Consider the following 19,268-nt stretch of genomic DNA (forward strand, 5'->3'; position numbering starts at 1 on the left):
TTCGGCCGCATAGGCTAGGCCTCGTGCAGCCTCTGACCCACGAGATGATCAAGTCGGTGCTCGACAAGCACGGGTACACGTACATGATCGATGCCGACGGAGACGTGGTCGGCAATTTTCAGGGCAATCTGATCTATTTCTTCCAGATCGGCGACCAGGGCGAGATGCTCCAGGTCCGCGCCATGGTGCAGCACATCTTCGGGATGGAGGACGTCACCCGGCTCTACGAGTTCTGCAACTCGTGGAATCACGACCGGCTGTGGCCCAAGGCCTACGTCCACATCCAGGACGACGGCACCGTCAACATCATCGGCGAGGTGCTGGCCGACTGGGAGAAGGGCGTCACGGTCGAGCAGCTGGATCAGGTGATGATCTGCGGGATCGCGACGGGTTGCCAGCTCTCCGACGCCACCGCCACGCTGAAGCAGCGACCGTCCACGAGCTGAGGACCACCAGCGCCGCCACGATCCGCGCGGCCTGCTCGTGCCCCACCGGATAGAAGACACCGGCCACGTGGTTGTCGAGAAAACCACCGACGTGCGCGGGCTGGCCGGCGTGCGCGCGAGCCCGGTCCTCGACCCAGGTCAGCGGGCAGGGCAGATGTGCGGCCACGACCAGCACCAGCCAGGTGGCCGCGGCGATCTGCAACCAGATCAGGCGTGGCCACCACCACGCGAAGAAGCCGCCGAGTATGCCCAGGGCCAGAAACGCGAAATGCGCGGCCACTGCGGCGTACTCGACGGCTTCCCACATGGTTTCACGGTACGGCGGCTGTCACCCCCGGCAGGTGGGGCGACAGCCGCCGTGCCCGTTACGGGGCGCTGAACCCCAGGGTGTACGAGCCGGAACCGGCGGACGCCACCACGACGTACCGGTAGGTGCCGGAGCGCACGTTCGCGCTCAGCGTCTTGTCGCCGTCGCCGGTTGCCTCGGCGACCGTGCGGAAGCCGCGGTTGGTGAGGCGCTGCAGCACCAGGTCGAAGTCGGCGCCGTCGGGCGCGTCCAGGCAGGCGGTCTGCTTGCCGGCGTTGGCCCGGAAGGCGCCACCGTTCGGCTGGGCCTGAGCCTTGCCGGCCGCCAGTTCGCCGGTCCGTGCGACCTGCTGTTCGGCACATGCTCCGGCCGACTCGGTCGGTTCGGTAGCCGGCGGGGTGGTCGCCTCTCCGCCACCGTCGCCGCCGGCCTCGGTGACCAGGGTCAGGTTGTTGGTCGCCAGGATCTCGTTGACCGGCTGGAAGAACGTCTCGCCACCGACCGTGCAGTCGCCGGAGCCACCGGAGGTGACGCCCTGCGCCTGGTCGCCGGAGAGCCACGAGCCGCCCGAGTCACCGCCCTCGGCGCAGACGTTGGTCCGGGTGAGGCCGGTGACCTGGCCCTCCGGGTAGACCACCGTCTGGTTCTTGGCGAGGACCGTGCCGCAGTGGGTGCCGGTCGTCGAGCCGGAGCGGCAGATCGCCGCGCCGACCGGGGCCTCGGTGCTGCCGGCCACCGGGAGCTCGTTGTTGTTGAAGTCGAAGACCACCGGACGCGGCGTGAAGCCGGCGTTGACCTTGACGAAGCCCATGTCGGCGTCGCCCGGGAAGACCGAGGCGGCCACCGTGCCCTGGGCGGTGCCCTGAGCGTTGGCGAAGGTCTTGTCACCGACCGCGCCGCAGTGGCCGGCGGTCACGAAGCCGCCCTCCACCGAGAAGCCGATCGAGCAGCGCGCGGTGCCGCCGTCGACGGCGATGAAGTACGCGTCGCCGCCGCGGATGTCGGCCAGCGGCTTCGGCGAGGCCGTGCTGGTGACGACCGTGAGGGCGTCGCTCGCGACACCGGCCGACTTGGCGAGCTTCTTCGCCGCGGTCGCCTCACCGGGCTTGGCGACGACGACCACCTTGTTGGTCGGGACGTCGACGTACCAGCCGGTCAGACCGTCCGCTTCGGACACCGCCGCGTCGAGCTTCTCCTTGGCCGAAACCAGGGTCTGCTCGCTGCGCTTGACCAGCACCGGAACAGCTCCGGCCTTCTTCACCACGGCCTCGGCGTCCGAGTCGGTCACCGCGATCTTCAGCGTGGTGCCGTCGGTCGCCAGCCAGGCGCCACCGAAGTCGGCGCCGGTCTCGGCCGACAACTTCGCCGAGACCCCGCTCGCCCACTGCGCACGCTTGAGCCGGGCCGTCGCTTGGTCGCCGTCCAGACCGAGGTCCCGGGCCATGGCCGCAAGGAGCTGCGGGGCCACACCGGACTTCGTGGAGGCGGCCTTACCGGCAGACGGCGTGGTGCCGGCCATCGAGGGCAGTGTGAAAGCCACTGCCGCTCCGGCCGCCGCCACGACCGCCGCCGCCACGGCGATCCTGCTGCGCTGCATCTGAGGTACTCCCCTCGCCACGGGTGCCGTGGGGGCGGCACCGTGACCTGAGATACGGACCTCGGACTGCGATGGTTGAAAGAGATTCCTGTGAATCAGACTTCTACGACAGTTGGCACGATCATGGGGCGACGGCGATAAGCGTCATTAACCCAGCGACCGACCGTACGGCGTACCACCTGCTGCAGTTGATGGGTGTCGGTGATGCCGTCCTCGGCCGAGCGGTGCAGGGCCGCGGTGAGCAGCGGAATCACCGGACTGAACGCTTCCGGGTCCTCGGAGAAGCCCTTGGCCGAGATGCTCGGTTCGCCGACCACCTTGCCGGTCACCGAATCGATCACCACGGTGGCCGAGATGAAGCCGCCGTCGCCGAGAATCCGCCGCTCGGTGAGCAGCGACTCGCTGACGTCACCGACCGCGAGACCGTCCACGTAGACGTAGCGGTTGGCCACCCGGCCGACGTGCCGGGCGTGCCCCTCGACCAGGTCGACCACATCGCCGTCCTCGCAGAGCACCACTCGGTCGGCCGCGACGCCGGACTCGATGCCGAGCTGGGCGTGCGCCCGCAGGTGCCGCCACTCGCCGTGCACCGGCATCAGGTTGCTCGGCCGCACCACATTGAGCAGGAAGAGCAGCTCGCCGGCCGGCGCGTGACCGGAGACGTGCACCTTCGCCGTCTCCTTGTGGATCACCGTGGCGCCGGCCCGGGAGAGCCGGTTGATCACCCGGTAGACCGAGGTCTCGTTGCCCGGCACCAGCGAGCTGGCCAGCACGACCGTGTCGCCGGTCTCGATGGTGATGTGCCGGTGGTCGCCGGTGGCCATCCGGCCGAGCGCGCTCATCGGCTCGCCCTGCGACCCGGTCGACATGAAGACGATCTCGTCGCCCGGCATGTTGGTGGCCTCGTCCAGGCTGACCAGCAGGCCGTCCGGCACGTTGAGCAGGCCGAGGTCACGGGCGATGCCCATGTTGCGCACCATCGAGCGGCCGATCAGCGCGACCTTGCGGTCGTACTCCCAGGCGGCGTCGAAGACCTGCTGGACGCGATGCACGTGGGAGGCGAAGCTGGCCACGATGATCCGGCCACGGGCCTTGCTGAAGATCGAGCTGAGCACCGGGCCGATGTCCCGCTCGGGGGCCACGAAGCCGGGCACCTCGGCGTTGGTCGAGTCGGAGAGCAGCAGGTCGACACCCTCGGCGCCGAGCCGGGCGAAGCCGGCCAGGTCGGTGATGCGGCCGTCCAGCGGGACCTGGTCCATCTTGAAGTCGCCGGTGTGCAGCACCAGGCCGGCCGGGGTGCGCACGGCGACCGCCAGCGCGTCCGGGATGGAGTGGTTGACCGCGAAGAACTCGCACTCGAACGGACCGAGCCGCTCGATGCCGCCCTCCCGGACGGTCAACGTGTACGGGTCCAGGCGGCGCTCGGCGAGTTTCGCCTCAACCAGCGCGAGCGTGAACTCGCTGCCCACCAGCGGGATGTCCGCCTTGTGGGCCAGCAGGTAGGGCACGGCGCCGATGTGGTCCTCGTGGCCGTGGGTGAGCACGATCGCCTGGATGTCGTCCAGCCGATCGAGGATCGGGGTGAAGTCGGGCAGGATCAGGTCGACGCCCGGCTGCTCGACGTCGGGGAAAAGGACCCCGCAGTCGATGATCAGCAGCTTTCCGTCGAACTCGAGCACGGTCATGTTGCGGCCGATGGCCCCGAGTCCGCCGAGCGGGGTGACGCGCAGGGCGCCCTCCGGCAGCGGCGGTGGCGGATCCAGCTCCACGTGCGCTTGACTCATTCGCGTCTTTCTACTTTTCAGAGGACGGGCCTTTGTCAGAGGGCAATGCCATTTTCAGAGGGCAATGCCCGCCGCGGCGGCGTCCTGGCGCAGTTGGTTCAGTTCGTCGTCGTTCGCGTCGACCAGCGGCGACCGGACCGGGCCGGCGGGCAGCCCCGACGCGGCGAGGCCCGCCTTGACCAGCATGGTGCCGGGAGACCGGAAGATGCCGGTGAACAGCGGCAATGCCTGGCGGTGCAACCGCAGTGCGGTAGCCACGTCGCCCCGCTCGAACGCCTCGATCATCTCCTTGGCGATGGCGCCGGTGAAATGCGTCGAGGTGCCGACCAGGCCGACGCCGCCGATCGAGAGCAGCGGCAGAGTCGCCGCGTCGTCGCCGGAGTAGTAGGCCAGCTCGGTGCGGCTGGTCACCCACGATGAGGCGATCAGGTCGCCCTTGGCGTCCTTGACCGCGACGATCCGGTCGTGTTCGGCGATGTGGCACATCGTCTCGGTGGCGATCGCCGTGCCGGCCCGGTGCGGGATGTCATAGACCATGATCGGCAGACCGACCGCGTCGGCGACGGTCAGGAAATGCCGGGCCACGCCCGCCTGCGGCGGCTTGTTGTAATAAGGCGTCACGACCAGCAGCCCGTGCGCTCCCGCTTTCTCCGCGGCGTGCGCCAGCTCGATCGTGTGGGCGGTGTTGTTGGTGCCCACGCCGGCCACCACCCGGGCCCGGTCGCCGACCGCCTCGACCACCGCGCGGAGCAGGGTGTCCTTCTCCGCGTCGCTGGTCGTCGGGGACTCACCGGTGGTGCCGCTGATCACGAGCGCGTCGTTGCGCTGCTCGTCGACAAGATAGGTGGCCAATTTCGCCGCGCCCTCGACGTCGAGGGAGCCGTCCGTGCCGAACGGGGTGACCATGGCGGTCAACAGCCGTCCGAAGGGTCGCGGGTCGTGCGTCATACCCCACAACCTATCGGACGCACCGCTCAGACGTAGAAAGCGGTGAACGGGGCCCAGGGCAGGTTACGCAGGAGGCTCCAGACGCCCCAGACCGCCACGAATGCGATCAGCACGCCCGGACTGACGGTGAGCTGTGGCAGCTTCCAGTTGAACAACCGCTTACCGGCCCAGGCCACGTACATGTAAAGGAGGAACGGCACGGCGAACGTGAAGATCAGGTGGTGCCGGGCCGCGGCCGGGATGTCGCCATGAAGCAAATACCACGCCGCGCGGGTGCCGCCGCACCCCGGGCAGATGAACCCGGTCGTGTATTTCAGCAGGCAGGTGGGGGCGTCACCGGCGCCGGCGGCGGTCGGGTTGACGGCCAGGGTGTAGCCGACCGCGCCACCCATGCACGCGAACAGGGCGACCGGAGCGGCCCAGATCGGCGACCGGGTCCAGACTCGCTGGACAAAACGGGTCACCGGGTCAGGGCGGGGCGGTGGGTACCACCCCGGAGGCAGGGCCGGGCCCTCGACCACGCCCACCGGGCCCTCAACCACGCTCATGGGCGTCACGGTACACCCGCGAGGGCAGCGGCCAGCGGGCCCGCGAAGTCGCCCCGTTCCGGCTTCTCGATCGCGGAAAGACCCAGCCAGCCGGCCAGCCGGTGCAGCTCGGCGGCGAGCGCCACGGCGGTCTCGGCCGGGTCGGCGGCCGGCTCCCGCCAGGCGGCCGGGATGCGCAGCACGCCGGCCTTGCGGTCGGCCTTGAGATCGACCCGGGCCACGAACTGGTCACCGAGCAGGAACGGCAGGACGTAATAGCCGTAGAGCCGCTGCGGGGCGGGCACGTAGATCTCGATGCGGTAGTTGAGGTCGAACAGCCGCTCGGTGCGCTGCCGCATCCAGATCAGCGGATCGAACGGGCTGATCAGGGTGGCCGCCCGCACCCAGCGCGGCAGCTTGGCCTGGTGATGAAGGTAGGTCGGCTGCTTCCAGCCCGGCACCGTCACCGGGGTGAGCACCTGGTCGTCGACCAGCTCGGCGACCGCGCGCTTGAAGCCCTCGACCGGCAGTCGGAAATAATCGCGCAGCTCCGGCTCGGCGGCCACGCCCAGCGCTCGCGCGGACAGCTCGACCAGCGCCCGGATCGCGTCGGGGTAGGCCGGGGTCGGCGCATCGAGCACCGCGGCCGGCAGCACCCGCTCGGGCAGGTCGTAGCGGCGGGCGAAGGACGTCGTGCGCTCGGCCGCGGTCACCTGGCCGGAGTAGAACAGCCACTCCAGGGCCTGTTTGACCACCGACCAGTTCCAGCCCCAGTGGTCCTTGCGGCGGGGCGCGTCGTGCTCGATCTCGGCGGCCGTGATCGGCCCGCGGTCGCGCACCTCGTCGAGCACCCAGGCGACCAGCTCGGGCTGCTCGCGCCCGATGCGCGTCATGCTCCCCCAGGCGAGGTCGGCCGCCTTGGCCATCCGCCAGCGGAACAGCGGCTGCAGGTCGGTGGTGATCAGTGACGCCTCGTGCCCCCAGAACTCGAACAGCTCCCGGGGTTTTCGATAGGCCGCCCGCTCCAGCAACTCCGCCGGATAGGGGCCGAGCCGGCTGTAGAGCGGCATGAAGTGGGCACGCTGCAGCACGTTGACCGAGTCCATCTGGATCAGGTGGAGCCGGCGCAGCACGCGGCGCAGGTGGCGCATATCCGTAGCGCCGCCCGGTTTCGGATCCAGGAAGCCCTGGGCCGCCAGCGTGATGCGCCGGGCCTGGGCGACGGAGAGCTGTTCGGGTGCCATCGACGAGCACGCTAGAGCAGGGGTACGACAAAATCTCGCTATGACCATCCGCCCGATCACCGAGGCCGACTATCTCGCCGTCGGAGAGGTGCACGTCCGTAGCTGGCGGGTCGGCTATGCCGGAATTGTTCCCGACGACTACCTGGCCGCTCTCGACCCGGCCGTCAATGCCGAGCGCCGCCGCGACCATCCCCGCCCACCCGGCTCCCAGACCCTGGTGGCGGAGAACGCGGACGAGACGATCGTCGGATTCGCCAGCTTCGGCCCGGACCGCGAAGACCAGCAGAGCGGGGAGATCTACGCGATCTACGTGCGGCCCGACCATTGGCGACACGGCGCCGGCCGCCATTTGTTCACCGCGGCAATGGCTCACCTGAGGGAAAGCGGTTACCGCCAAATGCGCCTCTGGGTCCTGACCGAAAACGCGCGCGCCCGCCAATTCTACGAACGGATGGAGATGGCGCCGGACGGGGCGACCGACACGTACACCCCGAACGGAACCGAAACACAACTGCCCGAGTTGCGGTACACACGGCCTCTGTAGGCTCCCCGTCATGGCACTCGGCTTCGTCCGTCCGGCGCGCCCGGAAGATTCCGGCGACATCGCCCGCATCCAGCTGTCCACCTGGCGCACGGCGTACCGGCGGATGTTCCCCGCGCACATCCTGGCCAACCTCGACGAGGCCTACCTCGCCCGCGGCTGGGACGAGGCTATCCAGTCGCCGCCGTCCGGCCGGCACCGCGTGCTCATCGCGGTCGAGCAGGGCGAATCCTCCAACGAGGTGGTCGGTTTCGCCGCCGCCGGCCCCGCCGACGAGCAGGCCCTGGCCCCCGAGGAGCCGCCGCTGCCCGCCGATTACGCCGCGGTCACCGACATCCTGGTCGAGCCGCGCTGGGGCCGCCGCGGCCACGGCAGCCGCCTGCTCGCCGCCGCCGTCGATCTCTGGCGCGAGGACGGTTTCACCCGCGCGGTCGCCTGGACCTACGAGCAGGACCAAGCCATGCGGAAGTTCCTGACCACGGCGGGCTGGGAACCGGACGGCGCCGGCCGCGCGCTCGACGTCGACGACATGCTCGTCCCCCAGCTGCGTCTGCACGTGTCGCTGAGCGCAGAATAAAAAGGTGACCCCGACCTTCGTCTACGACGGCGACTGCTCTTTCTGCACCACGTGCGCCGAGTTCATCGAACGCCGCATCCCCACCCACGCCCGGGTGATCCCGTGGCAGTTCGCCGACCTCGATTCCCTCGGCCTCACGCAAGAGGAGTGCGAGGAAGCCGTGCAATGGGTCGCGTCCGACGGCGAAACGGCGTCCGGCCCCGACGCGATCGCCCTTCTGCTGCGCGACGCCGGTCGCATCTGGCACTTCGCCGGCGGCGCACTCCAGCTCGGCCCGGTCCGGCTGGCCGCCTGGCCGGCCTACCGCTGGGTCGCCGAACACCGCCACCTGCTCCCCGGCGGCACCGCGGCGTGCTCGCTCCCGCAAGCTCAGCGCGACCTGCTCTACGGCAAAGGCATTTAAGATACGTCGGGCCGACCGGTCCCCTGGTTCTCGGTCCGGCCGGGTGCAACTCACCCTCCGCGCGCCACCGCCGGGCGGTCCGGCACGGCCGGGGCCGGCGTGCGGCCGAGGCGGCGGCGGGTCCACTCGATCGGGCGCACCCTCTCCAGCGGCAGGAAGCTGGTCATCGCGACCAGGTGCGGGGCGAACGAGATGGTGATGGTCGCGAACGTCATCACGTGGAACGAGTAGAAGAACGCCACCGCCGCCGGGCGCCGGCGCTGTGGCACCACGAAGATCAGTGGGCTGAGCAGCTCGAACGCCATGATGCCGAACTGGGCGGCGATCAGCAGGCCGGGCACCACGGCGATCTGGTCGGCCAGCCACGTGCCGCGCCGGACGATCGCCTGGGCCAGCACCGCGCTGGTCGGCCAGTCCGCGCCGCCGAAGCGGATCTTCGCCCATGAGGACAGGAAGTACGTGCAGACGACCGCGATCTGGGTGACCCGCAACGCCCAGCCGCCGGCTGCCGACATCGTCTGGTCGCCGTGCCGCGCCCGCCCGATCGTCGGCAGGACCGCGAGCGCCACCAGCAGCCCGACCCGGTCGTGGTCGACCTTGCCGTAGCTCATCGCGATGATCATCCACTCGAAGTAGAGCGCGAAGACCAGCCAGCCCAGCAGCCGCGGCGCCCGCCCGGTGGCGGCGGCCAGGGCGAGCACGATCAGCGCCCAGAACACGGTGTGCACGATCAGGGCGGTCGGCGTGGGCAGGTGCAGCAGACGGCCGACCCGCAGCGGTTGGTAGAGCTCGGCCGGGGTGTTCGCGTGCGAGCGCACCCACGGCGTGAAGACGACCAGGTCCAGGGCGACGAAGACGTAGACCACGGTGCGGAACGCGGCGATCCGGCCCAGCGGCACCGGTGCGAAGAGCCACCTCATGGCCGGGTCCATTCGGCGATGACCTCGTCGCGGGAGGTGCCGGTCGGCCGGGCGTGCTTGATGCCGACCCACCGCACGACGATCCGCACCGACGTCAGCGGGGTGGCGGCCGGCGAGTGCTCCGCGTAGGCCGCGGCGACCTCGCTGAGACGGGACGGCGTGGCGACGTACGCCTGCTCCTGGCCCTCGATCTCGGCCCGGCGGATGCCGGAGTTGTCCTCGGTGATCTGCACCGTGCGGCCCTGGACGTCGGTGCCCTCGACCCGGGTGTCCTTGGCGTCGCCGTTCGGGTCCGGGGCGGTCGAATACATCCGGAAGGGCCCGAACGGAAAGTCGTCATCCACCCCGAACAGCGTGCCGCCGAGCAGCAGAACCCCGCAGATCACGGTGGCCGCGACCCGGATCCACCGGCCGCGAGCAGTCATCTCTTCCATCGCCGGACAACTTACCGCCCGCCGTCGAGGCCGGGCTCAGTCGAGGCCGGGCTCAGTCGAGGCCGGGCTCAGTCGAGGAGCGAGTCGATGCCGATCGTCAGGCCCGGGAGGCTGCGCACGTGGCGGACCGCGAGCAGGACGCCCGGCATGAACGAGATCCGGTCGAGCGAGTCGTGCCGGATGGTGAGCAGCTCGCCGTCGGTGCCGAACAGCACCTCCTGGTGAGCCAGCAGGCCGGCCGCGCGCACCGCGTGCACCCGGATGCCGTCGATGCTCGCCCCGCGGGCGCCGTCGACCTCTTCCTTCGTCGCGTCCGGCATCGGGCCGAGACCGGCCTCGGCGCGGGCCGCGGCCATCAGCTGGGCGGTGCGGGTGGCGGTGCCGCTGGGCGCGTCGAGCTTGCGTGGGTGGTGCTGCTCGATGATCTCGGCCGACTCGAAATAGCGAGCCGCCTTGGCCGCGAACTGCATCATCAGCACCGCCGCGATGCCGAAGTTGGGCGCGATCAGCACGCCGGCCCCGGGCTTCTCGGCAAGCCAGGAACGCACCTGGTCGAGCCGCGACTCGGTGAAGCCGGTGGTGCCGACGACGGCGCTGATGCCGTGGTCGATCGCCCAGCGCAGGTTGTCCATGACCACGTCGGGGGTGGTGAAGTCGACCACCACCTGCGCGCGGGCGTCTTCCATGCTGAACAGCACGTCGCCCTGGTCGACCATCGCGACCAGGGCCATGTCGGCGGCGCCGTCGACCGCCTTGCACACCTCGAGGCCCATGCGGCCGCGGGCACCGAGAACGCCCACCCGGATCGGATCAGTCACTCCGACAACCTACCTTTGCGCTGCGCCCACCAGCGTTCGGCCCACCCGACGCCGATGAAGACCCCGCCCACGTACAACCAGCCGACCAGCACGTCGGTCACGTAGTGCTCACCCGTGTAGACCAGCGTGAACGTCATCGCGAGCGGATAGGCCAGCAGCAGCGGCCACCAGCGCCGGCGGATCATCGGCAGGAAGAAGGAGACGGCCATCATCGCGTACGCCGTGTGCAGTGACGGCATCGCGGCGACCGGATTGGACTGATCGGCCTGCAGCGCGTTCAGGGTGTTGCCGGCGCTGTGCAGGCCGAGCGCGGTGAAGCCGTTCGACGAGATGCGCTGCACCTGCTCGGTGAGCGCGCCGTGCTCCCACGCCCACCACGGCGGCGCGGCCGGGTAGAGGAAGTAGGTGACCAGGCCGGCCAGGCTCAGCGTGATCCACCGGCGCATGAAGCGGTAGGACATTTCCCGGTTGCGCAGCCACAGCACCACCGCCACGGTCGGCACGGTCAGGAAGTGCGAGACGTAGACGAGCGTGACCACGATTTCCCACCACTGCACGTGGCCGGGCTCGTACAGATGCTGCTGGAGCCAGATGGTCGGGATGCGGCCGCCGGTGAGCCAGCCGAACATGTCCTCGTCCGCGTGGATCATGAAATGCACGTGCGGGTCGAAGAGCTTGTCGGCGGCGCCGCGGGACACGTTGTAGAAGACCAGCAGCAGGATGACCGGCAGCCAGTCGCGCAGGAACACCAGATGGGTGCGCCACGGCTGGTAGTTGCGCCACGCGATGGTGGCCAGCCACAGCCAGCCGAACGCGGTGAGCGGGTCACTGGTCGGCACCCCGACGAACGCCACGAACAGGGCGAAGGCCACCGCCCAGACGGCCATCCCGATGATGCGGCGGCGACGCCGATCAGGGGTGGCGGCGGTCTCGGGCGGTGTCTCCAGCGTCGTCACGGGGTCCAAGGTTAGCTGTGGGTGAACTGGGCCTCGTCGAACGGTCCCACCACGGCCAGCGACATCGGCTGACCGAGCAGCTCGGCGGCGATCGCGTCGACCTCCTCCTTGGTCACCGCGTCCACCCGGCCGAGCAGATCGTCCACGCTGATCCAGTCGCCGTAGAGCAGTTCCGACTTGGCCAGCCGGCTCATCCGCGAGCCCGAATCCTCCAGGCCCAGCACGTACGAACCCTTGACCATGCCCTTGCCCCGGGCGATCTCCTCGTCGGTGAGTCCGTCGGCCGCCACCCGCGCGAGTTCCGTGCGGGCCAGATCGAGGACCTCCTCGACCTTGCCGGGCGCACAGCCGGCGTAGACGCCGAACAGGCCGGCATCGGCGTACTGCGAGGAGTACGAGTAGACCGAGTAGGCGAGGCCCCGCTTCTCCCGGATCTCCTGGAAGAGGCGGCTGGACATGCCCCCGCCGAGCACATTGTTGAGCACGCCGAGGGCGAACCGGCGCTCGTCGCGCCGGCCGATGCCGACCCCGCCCAGCACCACGTGTGCCTGCTCGGTGTCCCGGTTGCGCACGACCGTGTGCGGCTTCTGGAAGCGCACCCGTTTCGTGCCGGTGCGCGGCGCGGCCGGCTCGGCCTGGGTGCCGTCGAACACGGTGCCGGCGAACGCCTTGCGCACCAGGCGCACCACGGTCGCGTGGTCGAGGTTGCCGGCGGCCGCGATCACGATCTGCGGCGGGGTGTAGCGCCGCCGGTAGAACCCGTTGATCTGGGTGCGCGTCATCGGGGTGATCGATTCCTCGGTCCCCGAGATGAGCCGGCCCAGCGGGTGGTCCCCGAAGATCGCCTCGGTGAAGATGTCGTGCACCTCGTCGCCGGGCTCGTCCTCGTGCATGGCGATCTCTTCGAGGATCACGCCCCGCTCGATCTCGACGTCGGCCGGTTCGAGGATCGAGTCGGCCACCGCGTCGCAGAGCACGTCGACCGCGAGTGGCAGATCAGCGTCCAGCACCCGCGCGTAGTAGCAGGTGTATTCCTTCGTGGTGAAGGCGTTGGTCTCGCCGCCGACGGCTTCGATCTCGGCCGAGATCTGCAGCGCCGTGCGCTTGTGGGTGCCCTTGAACAGCAGGTGTTCGAGGAAGTGGGAGGCGCCGGACATGCCCGGCGTCTCGTCCCGGGAGCCGATGCCGACCCAGACGCCGAGCGAGGCGCTGCGGGTGCCGGGGATGGCTTCGGTGACGATGCGCAGACCGCTGGGCAGAACCGTGCGCTTCACGGTGTCCTGCAGGGTCCTGGTTAGAACGCGGGCCGGCCTTCCGGCCGGCCCGCGGGAACTCGCTGTCACGTGTGATTACTCGCGGGGGGCGCTGCCGCGGTCACCAGTGGGCCGCTGCCGCCGGCGCCGGGGCTCGCCGCCACCGTCACCGTCCCGGCGCGGGCCACGGTCGTCACGCGGCGGGCGGGACTCACGCGGAGCCTCACCCTCGGCCGGAGCCGGGGCCTCTGCGCCCTCCGGGCGGACCTTGTCGAGGTAGATCTTGCCGCGGGCGTCGATGTCCGCGATCTGCACCTCGACCTTGTCGCCGACGTTGAGGAAGTCCTCGACCTTGTCGACCCGCTTGCCGTCGCCCACCTTGGAGATGTGCAGCAGGCCGTCGCGGCCCGGCAGCAGCGAGATGAAGGCGCCGAATGCTGCCGTCTTCACCACGGTGCCGAGGAACTTGTCGCCGGACTTCGGCATCGTCGGGTTGGCGATCGCGTTGATCCGCTCGACCGCGGCCTCGGCCGACGGGCCGTTGGTCGCGCCGACGTAGATCGTGCCGTCATCCTCGATCGAGATGTCGGCGCCGGTCTCGTCCTGGATCGCGTTGATCGTCTGGCCCTTGGGGCCGATCACCATGCCGATCTTGTCGACCGGGATCTTCACGGTGGTGACGCGCGGGGCGTACTCGCTCATCTCGGCCGGCGCGTTGATCGCCGCCTCCATGACCCCGAGGATCGTCGCGCGAGCCTCGTGCGCCTGCTGCAGGGCACCGGCCAGCACGTCCGACGGGATGCCGTCGAGCTTGGTGTCCAGCTGCAGGGCGGTGACGAACTCGCTGGTGCCGGCGACCTTGAAGTCCATGTCACCGAACGCGTCCTCGGCGCCCAGGATGTCGGTCAGCGCGACGTACTGCGTCTTGCCGTCGACCTCGTCCGAGATCAGGCCCATCGCGATGCCGGCGACCGGCGCCTTCAGCGGCACACCGGCGGAGAGCAGCGCGAGCGTCGAGGCGCAGACCGAGCCCATCGACGTCGAGCCGTTCGAGCTCAGCGCCTCGGAGACCTGGCGGATCGCGTAGGGGAACTCCTCGCGCGACGGCAGCACCGGCACGAGCGCCCGCTCGGCGAGCGCGCCGTGGCCGATCTCGCGGCGCTTCGGCGAGCCGACCCGGCCGGTCTCACCGGTCGAGTACGGCGGGAAGTTGTAGTTGTGCATGTAGCGCTTGGACTTCTCCGGCGCCAGGGTGTCCAGCGACTGCTCCAGGCGGAGCATGTTCAGCGTGGTGACGCCCAGGATCTGGGTCTCGCCCCGCTCGAACAGCGCCGAGCCGTGCACCCGCGGCAGCACGCCGACCTGAGCGGACAGCGGGCGGATGTCGCGCGGGCCGCGGCCGTCGATACGGATCTGCTCGCGCAGCACCCGGTTGCGGACCTCGGACTTGGTCAGCGACCGGAACGCGGCGCTGATCTCCTTCTCGCGACCCTCGAACTGGGCGTCGAGCGTCTCGTGCGCCTTGGCCTTGATGCGGTCGAGGGCTTCCTCGCGCTCGGCCTTGCCGGAGATGGTCAGCGCCTCGGCGGTCTCCCCGCGCAGGCTGTCGGCCACGGCGGCGAAGACGTCGTCCTGGTAGTCCAGGAAGACCGGGTAGTCGGCGACCGGCTTGGCGGCGATCTCGGCCAGCTCGCTCTGCGCGCGGCACAGCTCGCGAATGGCCGGCTTGGCGGCCTCGAGACCGCTCGCGACGACCTCCTCGGTCGGCGCGACCGCGCCGGCCTGGATCAGCTTGATCGCGTGCGGGGTGGCCTCGGCCTCGACCATCATGATCGCGACGTCGCCGTCGGCGAGGACGCGACCGGCGACCACCATGTCGAAGGTGGCCCGCTCGAGCTCCTCGAGGGTCGGGAACGCGACCCACTGGCCCTCGACGTGAGCGACCCGGGTCGAACCGACCGGACCGCTGAACGGCAGGCCGGAGAGCTTGGTCGACATCGAGGCGCCGTTCATGGCGACGACGTCGTACGGGTGCTGCGGGTCGAGCGCGAGGACGGTCTCGACGACCTGGACCTCGTTGCGCAGACCCTTGGTGAACGACGGGCGCAGCGGCCGGTCGATCAGGCGGCAGGTGAGGATGGCGTCCTCACTGGGGCGACCCTCGCGGCGGAAGAACGAGCCGGGGATGCGGCCGGCCGCGTACATCCGCTCCTCGACGTCGACCGTCAGCGGGAAGAAGTCGAAGTGCTCCTTGGGAGCCTTGCTGGCGGTGGTCGCGGAGAGGACCACGGTCTCGCCCAGCTGGACGATGACCGAACCGGCGGCCTGCTTGGCCAGGCGGCCGGTGGAGAACGTGATCTCCCGCGTACCGAAATCACCGTTGTCGATGATCGCGGTGCGAGTCTCTGTTCCGAGAGCGTTCTGCTCTGTCATGTTGTTGCGGTACTCCTTCGTCGAGGACCCGGCGGTCTACACAGCGCGGTGTTTCAGGCGGGCCGGTCTTCGATCGAAGTGCCCAGGATGTTGAGCCTGGGAACCACTACCGAGGACCGGTGTCTGTCTTGGCCTGCGAACCGCGCGGGTCCGTGGGTTAAAGCTAGGGGGAGCGGCCGATGGGCCACTCCCCCTGTCAGGCTATCGGCGCAGGCCGAGACGCTCGATCAGCGTCCGGTAGCGCGCGATGTCCTTCTTCTGCACGTAGTTGAGCAGGCGGCGGCGGCGACCGACCAGCAGCAGCAGGCCACGCCGGCTGTGGTGGTCGTGCTTGTGCACCTTGAGGTGCTCGGTGAGGTCGGCGATCCGCTTGGTCAGCATCGCGACCTGCACCTCGGGCGAACCAGTGTCGCCCTCGAGGGTCGCGTACTCAGTCATGATCTTGGTCTTGGTCTCTTGATCGAGCGCCATGTTCTCCGAAATTCTGTGTTGCCGGTGAATCGGTTTCCCCGCGGCCCGCGGCGTCGGGCAGGCAGGCGGGACCGGTCGTTGGTGACACCCAACGTCGTGTCAACCCTACCAGGGGGTCAGCGAAGCAACGCGCGGGTCTCTTCCACGTCCTGGCGGATCTGGGCGACCAGCGGCTCGATGCCGTCATAGACCCGCTGTTCGCGCAGGTGCCCGACGAAATCGAGGCTGACCCGCTCGCCGTAGAGGTCGCCGGCGAAGTCGAGAACGTAGGCCTCCACCCGCCGCTCCCGCCCGGAGAACGTGGGGTTGGTGCCGATCGACACGCTCGCCATGTGCCGTCCCGCGTGCTCGCCCGCGCGGATCAGCCAGGCGGCATAGACCCCGTCGTCCGGGACCGCCGCGTAGCGGTGCGTCATCAGGTTGGCGGTCGGGAAGCCGATCTCGCGGCCGCGCTGGTCACCGCGGACAACCACGCCGGCCAAGCGGTGCGGCCGGCCGAGCGCGGCGGCGGCGGCATGCACATCCCCGGCGTCGATGCAGCTGCGGATGTACGTCGAGGAGAACACCAGCCCGTCCGCGGCGACCAGGGGTGCTTCCTCGACCGTGAAGCCGAACGAACGCCCGAGCCGCTCCAGCAACCCCACGTCACCGGCCGCGCGATGCCCGAACCGGAAGTTGTCGCCGACCACCACGACCGCCGCGTGCAGCGCCTCGACCAGCACGTCGTGGACGAACGCCTCGGGCGGCAGCTGGGAGAAGGCCGGGGTGAACGGCACCACGCAGAGCGCGTCGACGCCGAGCTGCTCGATGAGCTCGGCCTTGCGCACCGGCTCGGTGAGCACCGCCGGGTGCGAGCCCGGGCGCACCACCTCGGCCGGGTGCGGGTCGAAGGTCATCACCACCGACTGCAGGCCGAGATCGCGGGCCCGCTTCACGGCGTGGCCGATGATCGCCTGGTGGCCGCGGTGCACGCCGTCGAAGACGCCGATCGTGACCACCGACCGGCCCCAGCCACCGGGCACCGACTCGAAGCCCCGCCACCGCTGCATGTCGCCTCCGCTCGTTCGGTCGGGGACAGCGTATCGGTCTTACTAACCGACCGAAACGCTACGATTAGCACCGATATGAGCGTCGAGTGGAGCGTGCTCGTCCTGGTCGCGGCGGAGTTCACCTTCGCTGTGCTGTTCCTGCGCGCGCTCGGCGGCTACCTCCTGCGCCGCGATTCGCTCCAGGGCAGCGTCACCCTCGTGTTCCTCCCCTGCACCGTTTTCTTCGGGGTGGACATCGCCCGCCGGATCAACGGCGGAACGCTGCCGATGTGGGTAAGCCTCGCCACGACCACCGTGCTGCTCGCCCAGCCCTACCTGACGGTGCGGCTGGCGGCACGGCTGCGGGCGGTGCCGCGGTGGCTCGACCGAGTGGTGCTCATCGCGTACGTCGGCCTGGCCGTGGCCCTGTTGCTGGCGCCGCGCCCACTGAACCCGGGCGGGCTGGCCGTGCTGACGCTCGGCTTCAGCCTCAGCGAGGTGGTCGCCGCCACCCTGCTCTGGGGCAAGGCACGAACCCGGACCGGTGCCAACCGGGCCCGGCTGGCCATCGCGTCCGGCGCCACCCTCACCTTCGCCGGGATGATCGTCTTCGTCGCGCTGGGCGCCCTGCACGGGGCCGAGCTGACCGCCGCAAGCCGAATCCTGGCCCTGCTCAGCGGCCTCGGCTACCTGGTCGCGTTCATGCCGTCGCGCTGGCTGCGGCGGATGTTCTCGACCAGCGCCGCGTGGCACGTCACCGAACAACTGCTGCGCGCGCCGGTCCAATCACCGGCGCAGGTCTGGCAGATGTACGCCGAGATCATGCGCGAGCAGACCGGCGCCGAGGCGGTGGCCGTCCTGATGCCCCGGCCGGACGGGCAGCTCGCCCAGTCCGCCTACGCAGGCCCGCCCCTGCCCGAAGTCATCCAGGTCGACGCGGCAGACGTCACCGCGCTGGTCCGGGCCGGCCGCCCGGCCCGCCTGCGCGAGGGCACGCCCGCCCTGGTCGCGCACTACGGCGACCACCTCGGCGACGACTACGTCACGGTGCTCGCGATGCCGGTCCCACCCGACGTCGACGGCGCCGTCCTGCTGTTCAACCGGCACCGCACCCTGTTCCGCGACGACGACCTGCGCCTGCTGGCAGCGCTCGGCGGCCAGGCCGGCATCCTCGCCGAACGCCAGGCGGTGATGGACGCGCAACGGCGCCTGACCACCGAGCTGAGCGCCTCGGTCGACGCCCTGACCAGCGCGAACCAGGCGAAGAGCGCGTTCCTCGCGAACATGAGCCACGAGCTGCGCACCCCGCTCAACGCGATCATCGGGTTCAGCGACCTGATGCGCGTCGAGGAACCGGAGGGCGACCGCCGCCGCGTGCCGGCCGAGTGGGTCGACCACATCCACACCAGCGGCCGGCACCTCCTCGGCCTGATCAACGACATCCTCGACCTCGCCAAGATCGAGGCCGGCCACCTGGAGTTGCGACCGGCTCCGCTGCGCATCGACACCGCGATCACCGAACTGCTCACCGGCCTGTCCCCGCTGTTCACCACGAAGAACATCACCGTGCGTACCGACCTCCCCGAGGTCACCGCGCTGGCCGACCGGGTGCGCTTCCGCCAGATCATCGAGAACCTGCTGTCCAACGCGATCAAATTCACCGAGCCCGGCGGTTCGGTCACGGTCACCGCGCAGCAGGCCGGCGAGCAGGTGTACGTGTCGGTAGCCGACACCGGAGTCGGGATCGCCGCCCCCGATCAGGAGCGGGTGTTCGAGGAGTTCCAGCAGGTCGGCGACCCCGATCGCCAGCGAGCCGGCACCGGGCTCGGCCTGGCCCTGACCAAACGCCTGGTCGAGGCGCACGACGGCGAGATCCGGCTGGAGTCGGAGATCGGCGCCGGCAGCACCTTCACCGTGCGGTTGCCGGCCGAGATCGAGCTGCCCGCACCGCATCCCACCACCCGCGCACCCCTGGCCGGAAGGAGCCGACCGTGAGCACCATCCTCCTGGTCGAGGACGAGGAACTGAACCGCACCCTGGTCAAGGCGGTGCTGTCGCGGGCCGGCGACGAGACGGTCCGCGACGCCACGGTGCTCGACGCGACCAGCCTCGCCGCGGCGCGCGAACGCCTGCGCACCGACGACATCGACCTGATCCTGCTGGACATGAACCTGCCCGACGGCAACGGCCTGAACCTGGCCCGGGAGCTGGCCGCCGGCCTGCTGCCGCCCGGCAAGCGCCCCACCGTCGTGGCGGTCACCGCCAGCGTCCTGCCGCAGGACCGGGCGGCCGCGATCGAGGCCGGCTGCGACGACTTCCTGGACAAGCCCTACGCCGCCGCCGACCTGGTAGCCACAGTCGCCCGCCATCTCTCCTGACCGAACCGCTGCGCACGCCGCGCCCGCCGCACGCTGCGCTTTACGACCCGCTGCGCTTGACGACCCGCCCCGCCCGCCGACCCGCCGCGCTTTACGACCCGCTGTGCTTGACGACCCGCTGTGCTTGACGACCCGCCGCGCTTGACGACCCGCCCCGCCCGCCGACCCGCCGCGCTTTACGACCCGCCGCGCTTGACGACCCG

20 protein-coding genes are annotated in these 19,268 nt (G+C 70.1%); 6 read left to right on the forward strand and 14 right to left on the reverse strand.

All coding sequences use genetic code 11. The features are described 5' to 3' along the window. Positions 1-44: 44 nt before the first annotated feature. A complete protein-coding gene (locus AB0E90_RS29920) occupies positions 45-446 on the forward strand; it encodes a YbjN domain-containing protein (protein ID WP_360413373.1) in 402 nt (133 codons plus the stop codon). Here AB0E90_RS29920 and AB0E90_RS29925 read toward each other — a convergent pair. The 6 genes from AB0E90_RS29925 to AB0E90_RS29950 form a co-directional block, all read right to left on the reverse strand. Further along, positions 343-753, reverse strand: coding sequence for a DUF2784 domain-containing protein (locus AB0E90_RS29925; protein WP_360413028.1), 411 nt, complete (start codon positions 751-753; stop codon positions 343-345). The genes AB0E90_RS29920 and AB0E90_RS29925 overlap by 104 nt on opposite strands. Positions 754-811: 58 nt before the next feature. Continuing rightward, entirely contained in the window at positions 812-2,350 is a 1,539-nt protein-coding gene (locus AB0E90_RS29930) for a S1 family peptidase (RefSeq protein ID WP_360413030.1), read from the reverse strand. 95 nt (positions 2,351-2,445) lie between these two features. After that, on the reverse strand, positions 2,446-4,134 hold the full coding sequence (locus AB0E90_RS29935) for a ribonuclease J (protein WP_360413033.1): 1,689 nt from the start codon (positions 4,132-4,134) through the stop codon (positions 2,446-2,448). 54 nt (positions 4,135-4,188) lie between these two features. Next, complete coding sequence (dapA, locus tag AB0E90_RS29940) at positions 4,189-5,082, reverse strand: 4-hydroxy-tetrahydrodipicolinate synthase (protein ID WP_360413036.1); 894 nt, start codon at positions 5,080-5,082, stop codon at positions 4,189-4,191. A gap of 26 nt (positions 5,083-5,108) precedes the next feature. After that, positions 5,109-5,630: a DUF2752 domain-containing protein gene (locus AB0E90_RS29945; RefSeq protein ID WP_360413039.1), complete on the reverse strand. Its 522-nt coding sequence runs from the start codon at positions 5,628-5,630 to the stop codon at positions 5,109-5,111. A 5-nt stretch (positions 5,631-5,635) separates the two neighbouring features. Then, positions 5,636-6,853, reverse strand: a complete 1,218-nt coding sequence (locus AB0E90_RS29950) for a crosslink repair DNA glycosylase YcaQ family protein (protein WP_360413042.1) — start codon at positions 6,851-6,853, stop codon at positions 5,636-5,638. A gap of 40 nt (positions 6,854-6,893) precedes the next feature. Between AB0E90_RS29950 and AB0E90_RS29955 the strand changes: the two genes are divergently transcribed. From AB0E90_RS29955 to AB0E90_RS29965, 3 genes are read left to right on the forward strand one after another with little or no spacing between them, the layout of a single operon-like run. After that, the gene (locus AB0E90_RS29955) at positions 6,894-7,397 is read left to right on the forward strand and encodes a GNAT family N-acetyltransferase (RefSeq protein ID WP_360413045.1); all 504 of its coding nucleotides are present in this window, start codon (positions 6,894-6,896) and stop codon (positions 7,395-7,397) included. 10 nt (positions 7,398-7,407) lie between these two features. Beyond that, positions 7,408-7,971 (forward strand): GNAT family N-acetyltransferase, encoded by a 564-nt coding sequence (locus AB0E90_RS29960; RefSeq protein WP_360413048.1) that lies wholly within the window; start codon positions 7,408-7,410, stop codon positions 7,969-7,971. 4 nt (positions 7,972-7,975) lie between these two features. Next, positions 7,976-8,374 (forward strand): DCC1-like thiol-disulfide oxidoreductase family protein, encoded by a 399-nt coding sequence (locus AB0E90_RS29965; protein WP_360413051.1) that lies wholly within the window; start codon positions 7,976-7,978, stop codon positions 8,372-8,374. Between the two features lie 50 nt (positions 8,375-8,424). Here AB0E90_RS29965 and AB0E90_RS29970 read toward each other — a convergent pair whose 3' ends face one another. The 8 genes from AB0E90_RS29970 to AB0E90_RS30005 all read right to left on the reverse strand — a co-directional run bounded on the left by AB0E90_RS29970 (position 8,425) and on the right by AB0E90_RS30005 (position 16,708). Further along, a complete protein-coding gene (locus AB0E90_RS29970; RefSeq protein WP_360413054.1) occupies positions 8,425-9,294 on the reverse strand; it encodes an MFS transporter permease in 870 nt (289 codons plus the stop codon). Further along, positions 9,291-9,728 carry a hypothetical protein gene (locus tag AB0E90_RS29975; RefSeq protein WP_360413057.1) on the reverse strand — a complete coding sequence of 146 codons (438 nt, stop codon included), beginning with the start codon at positions 9,726-9,728 and terminating at the stop codon, positions 9,291-9,293. The genes AB0E90_RS29970 and AB0E90_RS29975 overlap by 4 nt, the downstream gene beginning before the upstream one ends. A 68-nt stretch (positions 9,729-9,796) precedes the next feature. Further along, positions 9,797-10,546 carry a 4-hydroxy-tetrahydrodipicolinate reductase gene (gene dapB, locus AB0E90_RS29980; RefSeq protein ID WP_360413060.1) on the reverse strand — a complete coding sequence of 250 codons (750 nt, stop codon included), beginning with the start codon at positions 10,544-10,546 and terminating at the stop codon, positions 9,797-9,799. Then, on the reverse strand, positions 10,543-11,433 hold the full coding sequence (locus AB0E90_RS29985; RefSeq protein WP_360413376.1) for a phosphatase PAP2 family protein: 891 nt from the start codon (positions 11,431-11,433) through the stop codon (positions 10,543-10,545). Before AB0E90_RS29985 ends, dapB begins: the two co-directional genes overlap by 4 nt. Positions 11,434-11,513: 80 nt before the next feature. Next, positions 11,514-12,845 carry a pitrilysin family protein gene (locus AB0E90_RS29990; protein WP_360413063.1) on the reverse strand — a complete coding sequence of 444 codons (1,332 nt, stop codon included), beginning with the start codon at positions 12,843-12,845 and terminating at the stop codon, positions 11,514-11,516. Between the two features lie 6 nt (positions 12,846-12,851). Further along, on the reverse strand, positions 12,852-15,188 hold the full coding sequence (locus AB0E90_RS29995; RefSeq protein WP_360413066.1) for a polyribonucleotide nucleotidyltransferase: 2,337 nt from the start codon (positions 15,186-15,188) through the stop codon (positions 12,852-12,854). Positions 15,189-15,389: 201 nt separating this feature from the next. Next, entirely contained in the window at positions 15,390-15,659 is a 270-nt protein-coding gene (gene rpsO / locus AB0E90_RS30000; protein ID WP_023561775.1) for a 30S ribosomal protein S15, read from the reverse strand. Between the two features lie 116 nt (positions 15,660-15,775). Next, positions 15,776-16,708, reverse strand: a complete 933-nt coding sequence (locus tag AB0E90_RS30005) for a bifunctional riboflavin kinase/FAD synthetase (RefSeq protein WP_360413070.1) — start codon at positions 16,706-16,708, stop codon at positions 15,776-15,778. A 75-nt stretch (positions 16,709-16,783) separates the two neighbouring features. On the opposite strand from AB0E90_RS30005, the gene AB0E90_RS30010 reads away from it, so the two are divergent. Beyond that, positions 16,784-18,682, forward strand: a complete 1,899-nt coding sequence (locus AB0E90_RS30010; protein ID WP_360413073.1) for an ATP-binding protein — start codon at positions 16,784-16,786, stop codon at positions 18,680-18,682. After that, on the forward strand, positions 18,679-19,065 hold the full coding sequence (locus AB0E90_RS30015) for a response regulator (RefSeq protein WP_360413076.1): 387 nt from the start codon (positions 18,679-18,681) through the stop codon (positions 19,063-19,065). The genes AB0E90_RS30010 and AB0E90_RS30015 overlap by 4 nt, the downstream gene beginning before the upstream one ends. Positions 19,066-19,268 lie beyond the last annotated feature (203 nt).

The sequence above is a fragment of the Actinoplanes sp. NPDC026619 genome, from assembly GCF_040638295.1.
Classification (GTDB): domain Bacteria; phylum Actinomycetota; class Actinomycetes; order Mycobacteriales; family Micromonosporaceae; genus Actinoplanes.